The sequence below is a fragment of the Paraburkholderia sp. J7 genome (genome assembly GCF_905220155.1).
Lineage (GTDB): Bacteria > Pseudomonadota > Gammaproteobacteria > Burkholderiales > Burkholderiaceae > Paraburkholderia.
On sequence record NZ_CAJMYZ010000001.1, the window covers coordinates 1 to 15,364 of the forward strand.

15 protein-coding genes are annotated in these 15,364 nt (G+C 64.7%); 2 read left to right on the forward strand and 13 right to left on the reverse strand.

Annotation, left to right across the window (positions count from 1 at the left end; all coding sequences use genetic code 11):
• The 12 genes from U5A58_RS00005 to U5A58_RS00060 all read right to left on the reverse strand — a co-directional run.
• Window positions 1–1,617: ESPR-type extended signal peptide-containing protein (locus tag U5A58_RS00005; RefSeq protein ID WP_321959840.1), on the reverse strand; the 1,617-nt coding region annotated here is incomplete at its 3' end.
• Window positions 1,618–2,193: 576 nt separating this feature from the next.
• Entirely contained in the window at window positions 2,194–3,009 is an 816-nt protein-coding gene (gene pyrF / locus U5A58_RS00010; protein ID WP_321959841.1) for an orotidine-5'-phosphate decarboxylase, read from the reverse strand.
• Window positions 3,010–3,183: 174 nt separating this feature from the next.
• Window positions 3,184–4,350: an aldose 1-epimerase gene (locus U5A58_RS00015; protein WP_321959842.1), complete on the reverse strand. Its 1,167-nt coding sequence runs from the start codon at window positions 4,348–4,350 to the stop codon at window positions 3,184–3,186.
• A 319-nt stretch (window positions 4,351–4,669) separates the two neighbouring features.
• Window positions 4,670–5,584, reverse strand: coding sequence for an SMP-30/gluconolactonase/LRE family protein (locus tag U5A58_RS00020; protein ID WP_321959843.1), 915 nt, complete (start codon window positions 5,582–5,584; stop codon window positions 4,670–4,672).
• Window positions 5,581–6,381: an SDR family oxidoreductase gene (locus U5A58_RS00025; RefSeq protein WP_321959844.1), complete on the reverse strand. Its 801-nt coding sequence runs from the start codon at window positions 6,379–6,381 to the stop codon at window positions 5,581–5,583. Before U5A58_RS00025 ends, U5A58_RS00020 begins: the two co-directional genes overlap by 4 nt.
• Before the next feature lie 49 nt (window positions 6,382–6,430).
• Window positions 6,431–7,447: an L-arabinose ABC transporter permease AraH gene (gene araH, locus U5A58_RS00030; RefSeq protein WP_321907770.1), complete on the reverse strand. Its 1,017-nt coding sequence runs from the start codon at window positions 7,445–7,447 to the stop codon at window positions 6,431–6,433.
• Between the two features lie 21 nt (window positions 7,448–7,468).
• Window positions 7,469–8,980: an L-arabinose ABC transporter ATP-binding protein AraG gene (gene araG / locus U5A58_RS00035; protein ID WP_321959845.1), complete on the reverse strand. Its 1,512-nt coding sequence runs from the start codon at window positions 8,978–8,980 to the stop codon at window positions 7,469–7,471.
• A 77-nt stretch (window positions 8,981–9,057) separates the two neighbouring features.
• Window positions 9,058–10,065 carry an arabinose ABC transporter substrate-binding protein gene (locus tag U5A58_RS00040; protein ID WP_321959846.1) on the reverse strand — a complete coding sequence of 336 codons (1,008 nt, stop codon included), beginning with the start codon at window positions 10,063–10,065 and terminating at the stop codon, window positions 9,058–9,060.
• Between the two features lie 144 nt (window positions 10,066–10,209).
• A complete protein-coding gene (locus tag U5A58_RS00045) occupies window positions 10,210–10,989 on the reverse strand; it encodes an SDR family oxidoreductase (RefSeq protein ID WP_321959847.1) in 780 nt (259 codons plus the stop codon).
• Window positions 10,986–11,675 carry a 2-dehydro-3-deoxy-6-phosphogalactonate aldolase gene (locus U5A58_RS00050; RefSeq protein ID WP_321959848.1) on the reverse strand — a complete coding sequence of 230 codons (690 nt, stop codon included), beginning with the start codon at window positions 11,673–11,675 and terminating at the stop codon, window positions 10,986–10,988. The genes U5A58_RS00045 and U5A58_RS00050 overlap by 4 nt, the downstream gene beginning before the upstream one ends.
• Before the next feature lie 66 nt (window positions 11,676–11,741).
• Complete coding sequence (locus tag U5A58_RS00055) at window positions 11,742–12,767, reverse strand: 2-dehydro-3-deoxygalactonokinase (RefSeq protein ID WP_321959849.1); 1,026 nt, start codon at window positions 12,765–12,767, stop codon at window positions 11,742–11,744.
• Window positions 12,764–13,723 carry an IclR family transcriptional regulator gene (locus U5A58_RS00060; RefSeq protein WP_321959850.1) on the reverse strand — a complete coding sequence of 320 codons (960 nt, stop codon included), beginning with the start codon at window positions 13,721–13,723 and terminating at the stop codon, window positions 12,764–12,766. The genes U5A58_RS00055 and U5A58_RS00060 overlap by 4 nt, the downstream gene beginning before the upstream one ends.
• Window positions 13,724–14,220: 497 nt before the next feature.
• On the opposite strand from U5A58_RS00060, the gene U5A58_RS00065 reads away from it, so the two are divergent.
• Complete coding sequence (locus U5A58_RS00065; RefSeq protein WP_415774154.1) at window positions 14,221–14,571, forward strand: type II toxin-antitoxin system RelE/ParE family toxin; 351 nt, start codon at window positions 14,221–14,223, stop codon at window positions 14,569–14,571.
• On the forward strand, window positions 14,568–14,912 hold the full coding sequence (locus U5A58_RS00070; RefSeq protein ID WP_321959852.1) for a helix-turn-helix domain-containing protein: 345 nt from the start codon (window positions 14,568–14,570) through the stop codon (window positions 14,910–14,912). Before U5A58_RS00065 ends, U5A58_RS00070 begins: the two co-directional genes overlap by 4 nt.
• Before the next feature lie 46 nt (window positions 14,913–14,958).
• Here U5A58_RS00070 and U5A58_RS00075 read toward each other — a convergent pair whose 3' ends face one another.
• Window positions 14,959–15,348, reverse strand: coding sequence for a RidA family protein (locus U5A58_RS00075; RefSeq protein WP_028201897.1), 390 nt, complete (start codon window positions 15,346–15,348; stop codon window positions 14,959–14,961).
• Window positions 15,349–15,364 lie beyond the last annotated feature (16 nt).

Genomic DNA, 15,364 nt, shown 5'->3' on the forward strand with positions numbered 1-15,364 from the left:
ATTCACCGCATCGAGGCTCGTTGCGCTCAGCGCGCCGTTTGCCACGTTATGCAGCGCCACTGCCGAGGTCGCACCCGTGCCGCCCAGCGTCACCGAGTTATGCGCCGACGAGTCGTACAGCACCGCGTCAGCCAGCTGGCCCTGCATGTTCGTGATCTGGCCATTGATGGTCGTCACGTCGCCCGAGAGCGTCGAGATGTTGCCCTGGATGGTCGTCACATTGCCCGCGAGATTCGACACGTTCGTGTTCGTCGCGTACAGCTGCGAGCCGTTCACCGCATCGAGGCTCGACGCGCTCAGCGCGCCGTTCGCCACGTTATGCAGCGCCACTGCCGAGGTCGCACCCGTGCCGCCCAGCGTCACCGAGTTATGCGCCGACGAGTCGTACAGCACTGCGTCGTTGAGCTTGCCGTTGATGTTCGTAATCTGACCATTGATGCTCGTCACGTCGCCCGAGAGCGTCGAGATGTTGCCCTGCATCGTCGTCACGTTGCCCGCGAGGTTCGACACATTCGTGTTCGTCGCGTACAGCTGCGAGCCGTTCACCGCGTCGAGGCTCGTTGCGCTCAGCGCGCCGTTGGCCACGTTGTGCAGCGCTACGGGCGCGCTCGCGCCCGTGCCGCCCAGCGTCACCGAGTTGTGCGCCGACGAGTCATACAGCACCGCGTCGTTGAGCTTGCCGTTGATGCTCGTAATCTGGCCATTAATGCTCGTCACGTTGCCCGAGAGCGTCGAGATGTTGCCCTGCATGGTCGTCACGTTGCCCGCGAGGTTCGACACGTTCGTGTTCGTCGCGTACAGCTGCGAGCCGTTCACCGCATCCGTGCTCGTCGCACTCAACGTGCCGTTGGCCACGTTGTGCAGCGCTACGGGCGCGCTCGCACCCGTGCCACCCAGCGTCACCGACGTATGCGCCGACGAGTCGTACAGCACCGCATCGGGCGAGGTGCCGCCCGACATGTTCGTGATTGCGCTGTTCAGCTTGCCCAGCGCGGCGTCGACTTCGCTGAAGGCGTTTCCAACCGTGGTCTGCGAACCCGTTTGTCCGGTGATCGAGTTGGCGTTGGTAAGCGTAAAGGTAGGGCCGGTGACTGCGCCCGTCGAGCTGTTGAACGAAGCACCACCGCCCAGCGCATTGATCACTGGCGTGAGCTGGTTCACATTGACGGCGTCGGTTCCCGAGAGACCCGCGCTGACACCGGAGAGGAGAACATTCCCACTCGCGCCAGCGGCCATCGTCAGCGTGGCGCCGCTTCCTGGAGTGAACATGATCTTGGACTGACTCGAGGACACATCCATATACGTGCTACCCGAACCAATCAGGGTGGCGGTCGCTGTTCCCGGGACATCGCCATAGACCCCGCTCCCCCAGCTAGCGCAGCCGCTGGATGCTCCATTGGATCTGTAGCCATAGGACAAGTTGCCCGAGGATGTGACGCAGACATCGGCCCACGCCGCGCCCGGCAACATGAAGCCGATTGCGCCCACACTGGCCACGCCCAACGCTGCGAGTACTTTCCCTTTGGACTTCTTCTTGCCGCGCGCAACGGCGTTTTCCTGCACTGCGACCCACGTTCCCGTGGCTTCGTTCCAGACTGACCGATACGACTTATTCATTTGCAATCCTTAATAATCTCTCAAGACCTTCAAACCTTTTCGGGTAGCCCTTACCCACCTGCAACCGCACTCAAAACTGCTTCGATCCCTTTCGCTTCCGACTGCCCCCGGCTACGCGTCAATTCGAGCCGGGGTACCGGAAGTCAGATTGACGAACCGCCCGGCTTCCATGACTTAAGTTTCTGCTCCGCCGGGTTGCGAACCAATCAGAGAAATTCGATTAACGGGATGCACCGTCATTGGCGGCGCGATGAGCGCGGTGGAAGAAAAGCGGATCACGAACGATGCAGCCAGGCGGGAAGCGCCACAGGCCGCCAGCGCAACCAATCAACCAGTCCGCCGGAGGAAGCCCGAATTGCGTTTGCGAACATTCACGCTGCACGCATCGGAGTCGCATAGGCACGACCCGCTATGAGGCTCGAATGTTACGGAGGAGAAGAAAGGAGACGAATAAGAGAACTCTTAATTTTGCGGCGTTGCACCGCAGTTTCGTCCTGAAACAAATGCAAATGTTAAGAATATTTTAAACACGGCCGGCGCGTCTTTCGACACTAGCCGGCCGAGACCACGCCTACGTCAACGGCAATGGTTAATCTGATCGCGCGTACCCTGGGCGGCCTTTGCAGCCGCCTGCGCGTAATCGTCGCCCTTGCTTGCGTAGATGATCGCGCGCGACGAGTTGATGAGCATGCCGGTGCCGTTCGTGGTGCGTCCGGCCTTGACGGTCGCTTCGATATCGCCGCCCTGCGCGCCGATACCCGGAATCAGCAGCGGCATGTCCCCGACAATCTCGCGCACGGTTTCAATTTCTTTCGGGAACGTCGCACCCACCACGAGGCCGAGTTCGCCGCTAGCGTTCCATTTGTTCGCCGCGAGATCCGCCACGATCTGATAAAGCGGCTTGCCATCCACCGTCAGGAACTGCAAATCTGAACCGCCGGGGTTCGACGTGCGGCACAGCACGATCACGCCCTTGCCCTTGTGTGCGAGCCACGGCTCGATCGAATCGAACCCCATATACGGGTTGACGGTCACCGCGTCGGCCTTGAAACGCTCGAACGCCTCTCGCGCGTACTGCTCGGCGGTACTGCCGATGTCACCGCGCTTGGCGTCGAGAATGACCGGCAGGCCCGGATGCTTCTCGTGGATGTGCGCAATGAGCGCTTCGAGTTGGTCTTCGGCGCGGTGCGCGGCGAAATAGGCGATCTGCGGCTTGAACGAACACGCATAAGGCGCCGTGGCGTCGACGATATCGCGGCAAAACTCGAAAATCGCGTCGCTACGGCCGGCCAGCGCGGCGGGAAATTTCGTAGGCTCGGGATCGAGGCCCACGCACAGCAGCGAGCCGGTGCGCTGCCAGGCGGCGCCGAGGGTCTGGGTGAAGGAGGTCATGGTGAAATGCTCGCAGCGAGCCGGTATGGGGGAAATCGGCTCGTATTTTACCCGGCTTGGCAAGCGGCGCCGCCCAGCGGCACCGCTGCCATCGGACTCGGGCACTCAGGGCATCGCCACGATGCGTCATTGATCGGATGAATCCACCCATCCCCTGACGCACTCAGGCGCGTCCTACGCCCGCACGCGCGCGCCCTTGCCGCCGCGCGTTCCCGCCCGGCCGCGCGCTCCGGGGCGATGCGGGCTCGCCGCCGCGCGCATGTCCATACGCTCAACGGTGAACGAAAAGCGCCGCACGAGCCGCTCGCCGTGCGCGAGCACCGTCATACCGTTCGCATCGCCACCGCCGCGCAGGTTCATCGCGTTGATCGGATGATCGACGGGCTCGAAGCAGAAGAAGTCCGCGCCGGGCGGCGTGTAGAGCACGTAGTAGTCGGTGTTGGCACAGATCGACAGTGAAAGCCGGCGGCGCTCCCACACCACGGCGGCGCGCCCGCTCCAGCCGCTGAACGCATGATTGACGAGTTGTTCAGGCAGCGGATACGCAATACCGAATTGCCAGGCAGGCGGCGCGGGCACGTGGCGCACCGGCAGCCAGTCCTCGCCCGAGAGCCACAGACCGCTTGCGGGTGCGGAAAGCTCGGTGCTCGCGTCGCGCGCGAGGAAAGGATGAACGCCGAGGCCGAACGGCAACGCGTCGCGGCCCGTGTTCTCCACTTCAAGGGCGATTGAGAGCGTGGCGCCGTCGAGCGCGTAGGTGAGCGCCGAGCGGTACGAATAAGGTTCGCCGTCGCTGCGGTCGAGCACGAGCCGCACATTTTCGCGATCGGCGCTTTCGACGCTCCACGGCGCGAGCCAGCCGTCGCCGTGAATCGGCAGCGGTTCGCTCGCGCGATTGCGCGGCACTTCGATATCTCGTCCGCCAAAGTGAAAACGCCCCTCGCCGATTCGATTCGAATACGGCAACAACGGATAGCACGCAAGCTCGTTCGGATCCATACGCGCGCTCACGCGCTCGCAGCGGCGAAACACGGGTTCGAGCGCGCCTTCGCTGCGCCAGTCGAAGCGCGTAATTCCGCCGCCCAGTTGGGGCGCGACGTCGAGCCTCAGATACGCGTTCGCGAGCGTCACGCAGGCCACGTCGCTCGAGCCAGCCGCGCCGATGGCTACCGCCGAAGTGCTTGGCCCCGGCATGACAGGATGGGTGGCGGCTTCGAGCCGCGCACGGCGCGCGGCGGCGGCAGGTGAGACAACGGGCGCGGAAGTCGGCGCGCTTGCGGCAGCGCCTGCGTGAGTGGTGGAACGGGGGGATCGACGCACAGCGGAATTCGCGACGCTCATAAGATGCTCCTCGAGAGGCATGTTTGATTGCCGCCGCAAAAGGCGGCTCACTGGTGGCCTTCCGGCGCCGTGCACTTGCTTGTCTGCTCGCATTTGCACGGACCTGCGGCCGCTTCTTGTGTTCGCCCTTCTAGTGGTACTGGCAAAGCCAACTGCACACTATCGATCGACTGCATCTGTTGCTGAACTGCAACGGCTATCCGTCTATTTGGGCTGCACGCTACGCGCGTCGGTTCGCGCATTCGCTTACGGGCAGCGCGCACTTATCGTCTGACATAAGCGCGCGCATGCACTTCGGGTGGCACTCGATACAACGAACTCAAGCGCGCCGACGCCCTTGAAACCGCGGTTCTTCAAGGCCCTGGCGGCCAATTCGTACCGCAAACACGCCGCCTGCATGCGGCTCGCGCGCGAGGGCCTCCTCCTCCATTTCCTCGCGCGCGCTCGTGACATAAAGCGTGTCCAGAAGCGCACCGCCGAGCGTAACGCAGCTTGGCTGCGCTGTGGGAATCTTTACTCGCTCGGTTTCCACGCCATCGGCGCCGTAACGCACCACACGCTCGCCGCCCCACTGCGCGTTCCAGAGGCCGCCTTCGGCGTCGACGGTCGAGCCGTCGGGCACACCGGTGTCATCGGTGAGCGTCACAAACGGGCGCTGGTTTGCAATCGTTCCATCGGCGCCGTAGTCGCACGCGCGAATCTCGCGCGAGAGCGTGTCGCAGTAGTACATCGTCGCGCCGTCCGGGCTGAACGCGATGCTGTTCGAGATCGCCGGAGCGGGCAACGGCAGGCGTTCGAGCGTGAGGTCGTGATTGAGCCGGTAAAAGCCGCCAATGGCTTGCCTCGGCGTGCCCTCGTACTTCGTGCCGAACACGAAGCGGCCCTGGCGGTCGCAGCGCCCGTCGTTCAGGCGCGTGGGCACGCCGGGCTCCACCTCGACAATGGTCTCGATCGCGCCCGTCTCCAGGTCGAAGAACGCGAGGCGCGATTCAAGCCCCAGCAACAGCGTGCGCTCGTCCTCGCAAAGCGCGAAACACGCCAGGCGTTCCGGCATCGCCCAGGTAAGGTGCTTGCCATCGCGCGGGTCGTAACGCGCGAGATGCTTGCCGGTAATGTCGACCCAGTAGAGCCGGCCGCGACGTGCGCACCAGGTCGCGCCCTCGCCCAGCTCGCACTTCGCGTGCACGAGCAGTTCGGCCACCGCTTCGCTCGAAGCGCCATCGCTCACGCTCATGCCCAGCCTCCGTCCACGATGATGTCCTGCGACGTGATCATGCGGCTGTCGTCGGCGGCGAGGAAGAGCGCCATGCGCGCGAGGTCTTCGGGCAACAGTTCGGCGTCGATGCACTGGCCGCGCTTGATGTCCTCACGCCCCTCGTCGGTGAGCCACAGGCGGCGTTGCTTCTCCGTCATCACCCAGCCCGGCACGAGCGAATTCACGCGGACACCATAGCGCCCGAGATCCTTCGCGAGCCCACGCGTGAGCCCCTGCACCGCCGACTTGCTCAGCGTGTAGACAGGCATGCCCCACTGCTTGAGCATCCAGCTGATCGAGCCCAAATTGATGATCGAGCCCGCGCGCGCGGCTTTCATGTCTTCCGCCACGGCCTGTGCGGCAAACAGCTGGTGCCGGACGTTCACCGCGACGCACTCGTCGAACGACTCCGGCGTGACTTCGGCCAGCGTATGGCGGCGGTCGTTGGCGGCGTTATTCACCAGCACCTGAATCGGGCCGAGCGCCGCCTTCACGTCGGCGATGGCGGCGCGCAGCGCGTCGATATCGGTGAGGTCGCAGGCCGCGAAAAGCGGCTTGTGGCGTGAGTCACCAAGTTCGTCGGCAAGCGCCTGGCCTGCGCTCGCGTCGATATCGAAGAACGCCACGCGCGCGCCCTGCGTCGCGAAGTGCTCGACGAACGACGCACCGATGCCGGTCGCGCCGCCCGTGATCAGCACCACGCGGTCGGCCAGGCTCGGGTAGCGCGCGTAGTTTTCATGCGCGTGGCGCGCGAGCGCGTTAGCGGGAGACGACATCGTGTTGGGCTCCTGATGAATGGCTCAGTCCGGGGTTCAATCGCCGGAGTTAATCTCGTGTACCGCGGTTCTTCAACTGGTCGAGCAGCACTGCCGCGAGCAGGATCGCGCCGCGCACGAGGTACTGGTAGAACGCGTCGATATTGAGCAGATTCATGACGTTTTCGACCGTGCCCATAATCAGCACGCCGATCACCACGCCCGATATCGTTGCGCGGCCGCCCAGCAGCGAGACGCCGCCCAGCACGCATGCCGAGATCACGTTCAGCTCGAAGCCTTCGGCCGCGTTCGGCTGGCCCGACGTGATACGCGAGGCGAGAATCACGCCCGCGAGCGCGGTGACTGCGCCCTGAATCAGGAAGATCCACACGCGCGTGCGCTCGACCTTGATGCCGGCGAGGCGCGACGCCTCCGGATTGCCGCCGATGGCGAGCGTATTGCGCCCGTACACGGTTTGATTGAGCATCACGCCGAACACGATGAAGCAGACGAGCGTGACCCAGATCGGCAGTTGCACGCCGAAGAGCGAAGCCGTGCCCATGGCGATGAACGTATCCGACGACACGCCCACGGCCTGGCCGTGCGAGGCGATGAAGCCGAGGCCGCGCACGATTTCCATCGTGGCAAGCGTGGTGATCAGCGCGTTGATACGCAGATACGCGATCACCGCGCCGTTCACGAAGCCAATCGCGGCACCCGCCGCCACCGCCGCAACGATGGCGATGAACGTGTTGTTCGTGGCGTTGAGCACCATCGCGCAAAGCACGCCCGCGAACGCGACCGTCGAACCCACGGAAAGGTCGAAGTCGCGCGAGGCGAGACAGAACATCATCGTGCAGGCCACCATGCCGATCTGCGAGACCGACAGCGCGAGGCCGAGCATGTTCTCGATCGAGAAGAAGTGATCGACAGTCAGCGACATCACGATGAACATGACCGCGAAAATCACGATCAGGCTGTACTCGGTGATCTGCTGCCACCACTTCTGCTTGTCGGTGGGACTCGGAATCAGCGCGTCGGCGACGCTCTTGGCGGTTTCAGCCGCCAGATTTTCTCTTGCTTGCATTTCAGTTTCCTCCCCGTCCACTCATGCAGCCTTGGCCTGCACGCGCTTGGGCAGCGCGAGGTCAAGCACCGCGTGTTCGCTCGCCGCGCTGCGCGGCAACTCGCCCGAAATCCGGCCTTCGCGCATCACCACGATGCGATCCGACACGCCGAGCACTTCCGGCAATTCCGACGACACCATCACGATCGCGCAGCCGCGCGCGGCGAGCTGGTAGATCACGTTGTAGATTTCATGCTTCGCGCCGACGTCGATACCGCGCGTCGGTTCGTCCAGAATCACGACCTTCAGGTCGGGTTCGGCGAGCCAGCGCGAAAGAATCGCTTTCTGCTGGTTGCCGCCCGAGAGAAAGCGGATTTTCTGGCGGCGGCTCGGCGTCTTGATCTTCAGCAGCTTGATGAAGCGATCCGCCGTTTCCGCTTCCTTCTTGCGGTCGAGGAACATGCCCGCGCGCAGGAAATGCCGGCGGCAGCTGATGTTGATGTTCTCCGCAACCGTTGCCATCGCAACGATGCCCTGCTCCTTGCGGTCTTCCGGGCACAGCACGATGCCATGACGAATCGCGTCGCTCGCGCTCTTTACGCGTATGGTCTTGCCGTCCAGCTCGATCTCGCCCGCGCGCCGCTTGTGCGTGCCGTAGATGAGCTGCATCAGCTCACTGCGCCCCGCGCCCACGAGCCCGAAGAACCCGACGATTTCACCCGCCTTCACCTCGAAACTGGCCGCTTCGTTCAGCGGATGGCCTTCAATGCCGCGCACGGCGAAGCGCACGTTGCCATGCTCGCGCGGCGTGTAGTTGTAGATGTCGCTGATCTCGCGGCCCACCATTTCGTGCACGAGCGTTTCGCGCCTCACCTCCTCGAGCTTTTCATGCGAGGCGACTTTGCGGCCGTCGCGGAAGATCGTGCACGCATTGCACAGCTCGTAGATCTCGTCCATGCGGTGCGAGATGTAGATGAGCGCGCGATTGTCCGCGCGCAGTTCGCGCACGAGCTTGAACAGCACTTCGGTCTCGCGGTGCGAGAGCGAGCTGGTGGGCTCGTCGAGCGCGATCACGCGCGCATTGCGCAAGAGCGCCTTGCAGATTTCCACCATCTGACGCTGCGCGATGGAGAGCTTGCGCAGTTTCGCGGCCGGATCGAGATCCACGCCCATGGCGGCGAGGCGCTCACGCACGAACTTGCGCGCCTCGCCGCGCTTCACCCAGCCAAGCGCATTGGGCAACGCGCCAAGCAGCAGGTTTTCCGCCACGGTAAGGTCGGGCACGTATTGCAGCTCCTGGTGAATCACCGCGATGCCCGCGCCGATCGAAGCCGCCGCATCGGAGAAGTGCACCTCGTTGCCATCCATCAGGATGCGGCCGGAATCGGGCTGATACTCGCCGCCGAGGATTTTGAGGAGCGTGGACTTGCCCGCCCCGTTCTCGCCCATGAGGCCATGCACTTCGCCTGCGTTCACCTCGAACGACACGCCGTCGAGCGCACGCACGCCTGGGAACACCTTGCCGATATTGTCAAAACGCAGTGTCGCTGACACTTCGGTTTCCTCTCATTCGATGCGTTGCGGGGCACGCGCCCCGCAACGGGAAACACCTCAAACCACGTCTCTCAAACTTACTTCGAAGCGAGACCCATCTGCTGACGCACGCTTTCCACGTTGTCGCGCGTGGCCAGCATGCCCGACGTCAGCGTGAGCAGCGGCGGCTCCTTGCCTTGCGTGATCCACGTGTACATCAGGTCAGAGGTTTCCTCGCCATGGCGTTTCGGGCTGATGATGACGGTGCCGAAGAAGCCCGTCGGCGCCGGCTTCTTGAACTCGTTCAACGCCGAGTCCGAACCGCCAATGCCGATACCGATCATGTTGTCGGCCTTGAAGCCGCGGCCTTCCGCTGCGCGCACGGCGCCGAGCACGCCTTCGTCGTTCAGCGCGTAAGCGACCCAGTGCTTGTACTGCGGGTTCTTCGTGAGCGCGATGTTGGCGGCGTTGAAGGCGTTTTCCGTGTCGGTCTTCGCTTGCGGCGCCATCACGATGTTCGCCTTCGGGAAGCCTGCGGCCACGAGTGCATCGGTCGCGCCCGTCGTGCGGTCATGCGCCGTCGGCAGTTGCTCGTAGGTCACGTCGATCGCGCCCACGTCCTTCATGTCCCAGCCGCGCTTCTTGATTTCGGCGGCAATGCCGTCACCCACCTGCTTGCCGATGTTGTACGCCGAGATGCCCATGTGCGGCACCGACTCGATCGGCTTGCCCGCGCCGTCCACGAGGCGGTCGTCCACCGTCATCATCTTGAGGTTGTCGGCCTTGGCCTTGGCAACGATGCCCGGTCCGAGCTTCACGTCAGGCGTGCAGATGATGAAGCCCTGCGCCTTTTGCGCGGCCAGGTTGTCGATCGCGCTCATCACCTTCTCGCCCGAGGGTGCGCCGATCTTCACCAGCGTGAAGCCCTTTTCCTTCGCAGCCATTTCCGCGAACTTCCATTCGTCCTGGAACCACGGCTCTTCGGGCTGCTTCACGAGAAAGCCGATCTTGACCTGGTCGGCGGCCTGTGCAATGGGCGCTTCAGCGAGCGTCACGCTTGCGGTGACCGCGGCGGCTATCAGCGTCAGAAAGATGCGTCGTTGCATGTTGTCAGTCTCCTTGTCTTCTTCAGTCACGGGAAGGGTATCGGCCGCCTCTTCTTTTACCCACCGAAAACGCGCGGCCAGCGCTTCGGCGGATTGCTGCGTGTTCGTTATTCCTTCGTGCTGCGAGTTACTTGTTCACATCTTTCATTCGTGATGCAGTGCCGTGCGGCCGCCATCGATCGTGATGCAGCTCGCGTTGATGAACGGCGCTTCGTCCGAAGCGAGAAACACCGCTGTCATCGCGACTTCCTCCGGGCGGCCAATGCGCTTCATCGGCGGCAGCTCCAGCGTGGCCTTGCGCGCGGCTTGCGGGTCGGGCTGCGCGTTCCACCAGTCGTGCGTGAGCTGCGTTTCGATGTAGCCCGGCGCGATCGCGTTCACGCGCACGTTCTTCGGCGCGTACTCGATACCGAGCGCACGCGTGAGCCCGATCACGCCGTGCTTCGCCACCGGATACGGGAAGCAGCCCGGAATGATCTGAAACGCGTGCGTCGAGGCGATATTGATGATGCTGCCCGTGCGCCGCTCCACCATGCCCGGCAACACCGCGCGGCAGCCGTTCCACACGCCGTCCAGATCGACGGCGAAGCAGCGGCGCCAGTCGTCGTCGGTCATCGTGAGCGGGTCGGCGAACACGTTGATGCCAGCGTTGTTCACGAGCACGTCGACCGGGCCGAACGCGCGTTGTGCTTCTTCCACGGCGGTGCGCACCGAAGCGCTTTGCGTCACGTCGGTTTGGACCGCGAGTGTTTGCGCGCCTTCGCAGGCGTTTGCAATCTCGCGCGCTGTGGCTGCGGCCGTCGCGCCATCGAGTTCCGCGAGCACGACGGCGGCGCCCTCGGCCGCGAACGCGCGCGCGATCGCCGCACCGATGCCGCGTCCGGCGCCCGTCACGAGTGCGACCTTGCCCGCGAGGCGATTCACTTTTGCGCTCCGTGCGCGCTCAGTTGCGTCACCCGCCAGCCCTCGATGAAAGCCAGCGCGTTCGCGCGCGTAGCCGCCGCGTCCTGGCCCGGCTTGTAGAGCGCCGAACCCAGGCCGAAACCGCTCGCGCCTGCCGCCAGCTGCGGCCCCATGTTGTCGGGCTTCACGCCACCCACGGGCAGCAGCGGCACCACTGGCGGAATCACGGCGCGCCACGCCTTCGTCACGGCCGGCCCGAGTTGCTCGGCGGGGAACATCTTGAGCGCGTCGGCGCCGTGCTTGAGCGCCGCGAACGCTTCGGTCGGCGTGGCGACGCCGGGCACGCACGCGAGGCCCTGGAGCTTCGCGGCGAGAATCACATCGGTATCGGCGTGCGGCATCACGATCAGCTCGCCGCCCGCTTCGCGCACGTCGCGCACGCGCTCGGTCGTGAGCACGGTGCCCGCGCCGATCATCGCGTCCTCGGGCAGCGCCTCGCGCAATGCCGCGATGCTGTCGAGCGGCTGCGGCGAATTGAGCGGCACCTCGATGATCCGGAAGCCCGCTTCGTAAAGCGCGCGGCCATGCTCGGCGGCTTCGGCTGGCTTGATGCCGCGCACGATCGCGACCATGCCGCACGCGCCGAACGCAGCGACGAAGCCGGCGTGTGGCGTGTACGGGGCGGGCAGATTCAGTTCGGGTTCCATGTCGGCTTCCTGTTGCTTGGCTTCGTGTCTGGTTCGATTCCGCAGGCTCGATTCGTCGGTGCGCGTTTAGCGCGGCGCGACAAGTCCGGCCTGCACCGCGATGCGCCAGAGTCCGTGTTCGGTCGCATGACGCACGAGATGCGCGCCGCTGCATCCGAATGCGGCAAGCGCCATGCGGTAGCGCTCGCACAGCGACTCGGCGCCGATGAGCTGCGGCGCGCAACCGGCAAGCGCCACGTCACGCCGCGCCAGCGCCGCTTCGAGGCCCGCCAGCTCGTGCCCGATCACGAGGCCCGAGAGATAGTCGGGCTGCTCGTCGGCGGCGAGCTGCGCCGTGAGGCCGAGCGTGCGCGTGCTGAACGCCGTGGCAAGCAGGCCCACGCAGCCCTGCTCGCGCGCCACGCTCACGCCGCGCAGGAACGCGGCCGTATCGGGCTCGACGGGATGCTTCATCGTGCGGCCCAGGATCGTATGCGCGCATAGCGCCGCGTAGACCTCGCCCGTCATGAAGGTGTAGAAGCGCGCAATGCGCTCGCCCTCCACGACCACCCATTTCGCGTGCGTGCCGGGCAGGCCGACGAGCGACGGTTGCGCCGCATTCTCGTCGCTTGATCCGCTCAACGCGCCAAAAATCTGCGTTTCCTCGCCGCGCATCACGTTGGGCAGCGCACCCGGCTCCAGGACGCCCGGCACCACGGCGACTTCGGCGCCGCACGCGGCGCGCACGCGCACAATGCCGGCCACCAACGCCTGGGCGCTCGCCGGCGTCTCGACATAAGGCGCCTGCACCCAGCCCTGGGCGCTGCCGACCATGCCCGCCGCCAGCACCGGCAGCGAGGGCGCTTGCGCGAGCCACACGCCGCACGCTTCGTCGAAGGCGGCGTCGAAGCCGCCTTCTTCGGCTGGCACGGGCAGATTCATGATCCCCGCCGTCGAAACGCGCGTGGCGATCACCTTGCCTGCCGCATCGAACAAATACGCACGCAGCGAGGTCGTGCCCCAGTCGAGCGCGATGAGCGCGGCTTCGCGGGCGATCACGTCGTCGCTAGCTTCGGTCGCCGCGTCGCTTGCAGGCTTCTCACGCGCTTTCATCGGCGAATCCTGCGCGTGGTGGGCTGCGGCGCGCGCCAGCCCAGTTCCTGCGAAATCGCGCGCGCTTCGCGGTGCACGACCGCAATCAGTTCGTCCATGCGCTCGAGCGGCATATAGGGAATCGTGCTCGCCACCGAAAGCGCCGCCACGATCGCGCCAGACGCGTCGCGCACCGGCGCCGCCACGCAGCGGATCGAAATTTCGTTCTCCTCCAGATCGAACGTGTACCCGCCCGCCGAGTAAGTGGCCATGCGCTTGAGGAAGGTCTCCGGTTCGAGACTGTGATCGGGGCGGAAGCTCACGCCCGCGAGCGTGCGGCGCGACGCGTCGAACAGATCGCGCCACGTTTGCGGCGCGAGGTCGAGCATCATTGCCTTGCCGATGCCCGTGGACGCGAGCGGCATGCGGTGCCCCACGCGCGAGCGCATCTCGAGCCCGCGCTGGCCGGGAATCTTGTCGATGTACAGCACGTCGTCGCCGTCTCGCACGCCGAGGTGGATCGTGTCGAGCGTTTCATCGGCGAGCGCCTGCAGATGCGGGCGGGCAACGGCCGTGAGCGGCATCTGCTCGAGCGCGATGGTGCCGAGTTCGATGAGCTTCGGTCCGAGCAGATAGCCGCCCTGCACCTGGCGCAGGTAGCGCGCCTGCACGAGGCTCGAAACCAGGCGGTGCGTGGTGCTGCGCGTCGTGCCGAGCACTGCGCCGAACGAGCGCAGATCGCGCACGCCGGCCGCGGCGGCTTCGAGAATGGCGAGGCCGCGCAGGAGTGTCTGGGTGCCGGCCTGCTGCATCGAGCCGTCGAGCAGCGTGCTCGCGACGCCGATTTCATCGGCGGCGGGGCGGGCTTTTGGCTGCGCTGCGGATTGCACTGCGGCGGCACTTGACGTGGCGTTTTGCACCGGCGCGGCCTCATCGGGGAGGTTCGCGGCGAGTGTGGAAGACATCGCTTTGTTCATGGCGAGGGCGATGAAGGGAGACGGTCGAAAAAGCGCGTGCCGTCAGGCGGCGCGCGCACCCTGCTTCGGGAGACGGCGCGGCGCATGGGCGGCCGGGGCACATCGGGCATGTAGCGGCGGGCGGCGCGTGGCCGCGCAAAGCGCAGGCTGAAGCATGGCGGACGTCTCCTTTGCTGTCCGGTTCGCTGCGCGCCTTGCGCGTGCGCCGGATTTATCTGGGTCTGCCGACGGTGTGTGCCGCGCACGAAGTCATCGCGGCATGTCGGATGGCTGGATTGTAGGCAGGTTTTTTCGAGTTCTCCAATATGTGATTGGGTCGCTCATATATTGGGAAAATCAACAGAACGACTGCCCTCAGCCGAACGGCTAACAAGGGACAAAAGTCGCGAGGTCGTTGATGCAAGCGAGGGCGCGCCCGCCCAAGCCTGCAGAGACTTGAGCGAAGTCATATCCGGTGCAAACCGGGCCGCTCAATGTTCTGGAGGCTATATAAAATTTTGTATAATCCTGCTCATGCCAAGCCATTGGAGTTTTGCGGCACCGCACTCGCGGATCTGCGGAAGTTTCCGGAACAGGTTCGTCAGGAAGCCGGGCAGCAGTTGCGGCGCGTGCAGCGCGGCCTCGAGCCAAACGACTGGAAGCCCATGAATCCCGTTGGCCGCGGCGCACGTGAAATACGCATTCGTGACTCGAACGGCGCGTTTCGCGTGATTTACGTCGCGCACATCCGCGATGCCATTCATGTGCTGCATTGTTTTCAGAAGAAGTCCGAGAAAACGGCCTTCGTCGATCTTTCGCTTGCCGCGCGCCGCTATCGCGACGCCTTAAACAAGGAGTCCAAACCATGAGCCGCCAGAATCACAAGGACCACGAACGCCAGCGCTTCGACAGCGTCTGGGACGCGCTCGAAAACACGCCTGAAGCCGCGCAAAACATGACGCTGCGCAGCGACCTTATGATCACGCTCGAAGAGCACATCAAGCGCAACAAGCTGACCCAAACCCAGGCCGCGGCGCTCTTCGGCGTGACGCAGCCGCGCGTGTCCGACCTCATGCGCGGCAAGATCGATCTGTTCTCGCTCGATTCGCTCATCAACATGGCCGTAGCCGCGGGCATGAAGGTCGAATTGCGCATCACCGCCGCCTCCCCGCACGACGGCGGCACGCAAGAAAAAACGGCTGCCCGATAACTCCGGCAGCCGCTTCCTGTCACGCTACACGCAATGCGCTGCGCCCTTACTTCCCGGCCGGTGCCTTGTAAGCCACGCAGTCCACTTCGACCTTGCAGTCCACCACCATGCTCGACTGCACACACGCGCGTGCCGGCGGATGCTCGCCGAAATATTCGCGGAACACCTTGTTGAACGACGTGAAGTCGCGCGCGTCGTCGAGCCACACGCCGCAGCGCACCACGTGCTCCGCGCCGTAGCCCGCTTCCTTGAGGATGGCGAAAAGATTCTGGATGGCCTTGTGCGACTGCTCGACGATACCGCCGTTGATCACCTCGCCGCCTTCCATCGGCGTCTGGCCCGAGACATACAGCCAGCCGTCGGCTTCCACGGCGCGCGCGAACGGCAGATGTTGTCCGCCCTGGCCCTTGCCGCCTTCCGCTCCAATTCGTTTCATCGTTTGCTCCTTTGAG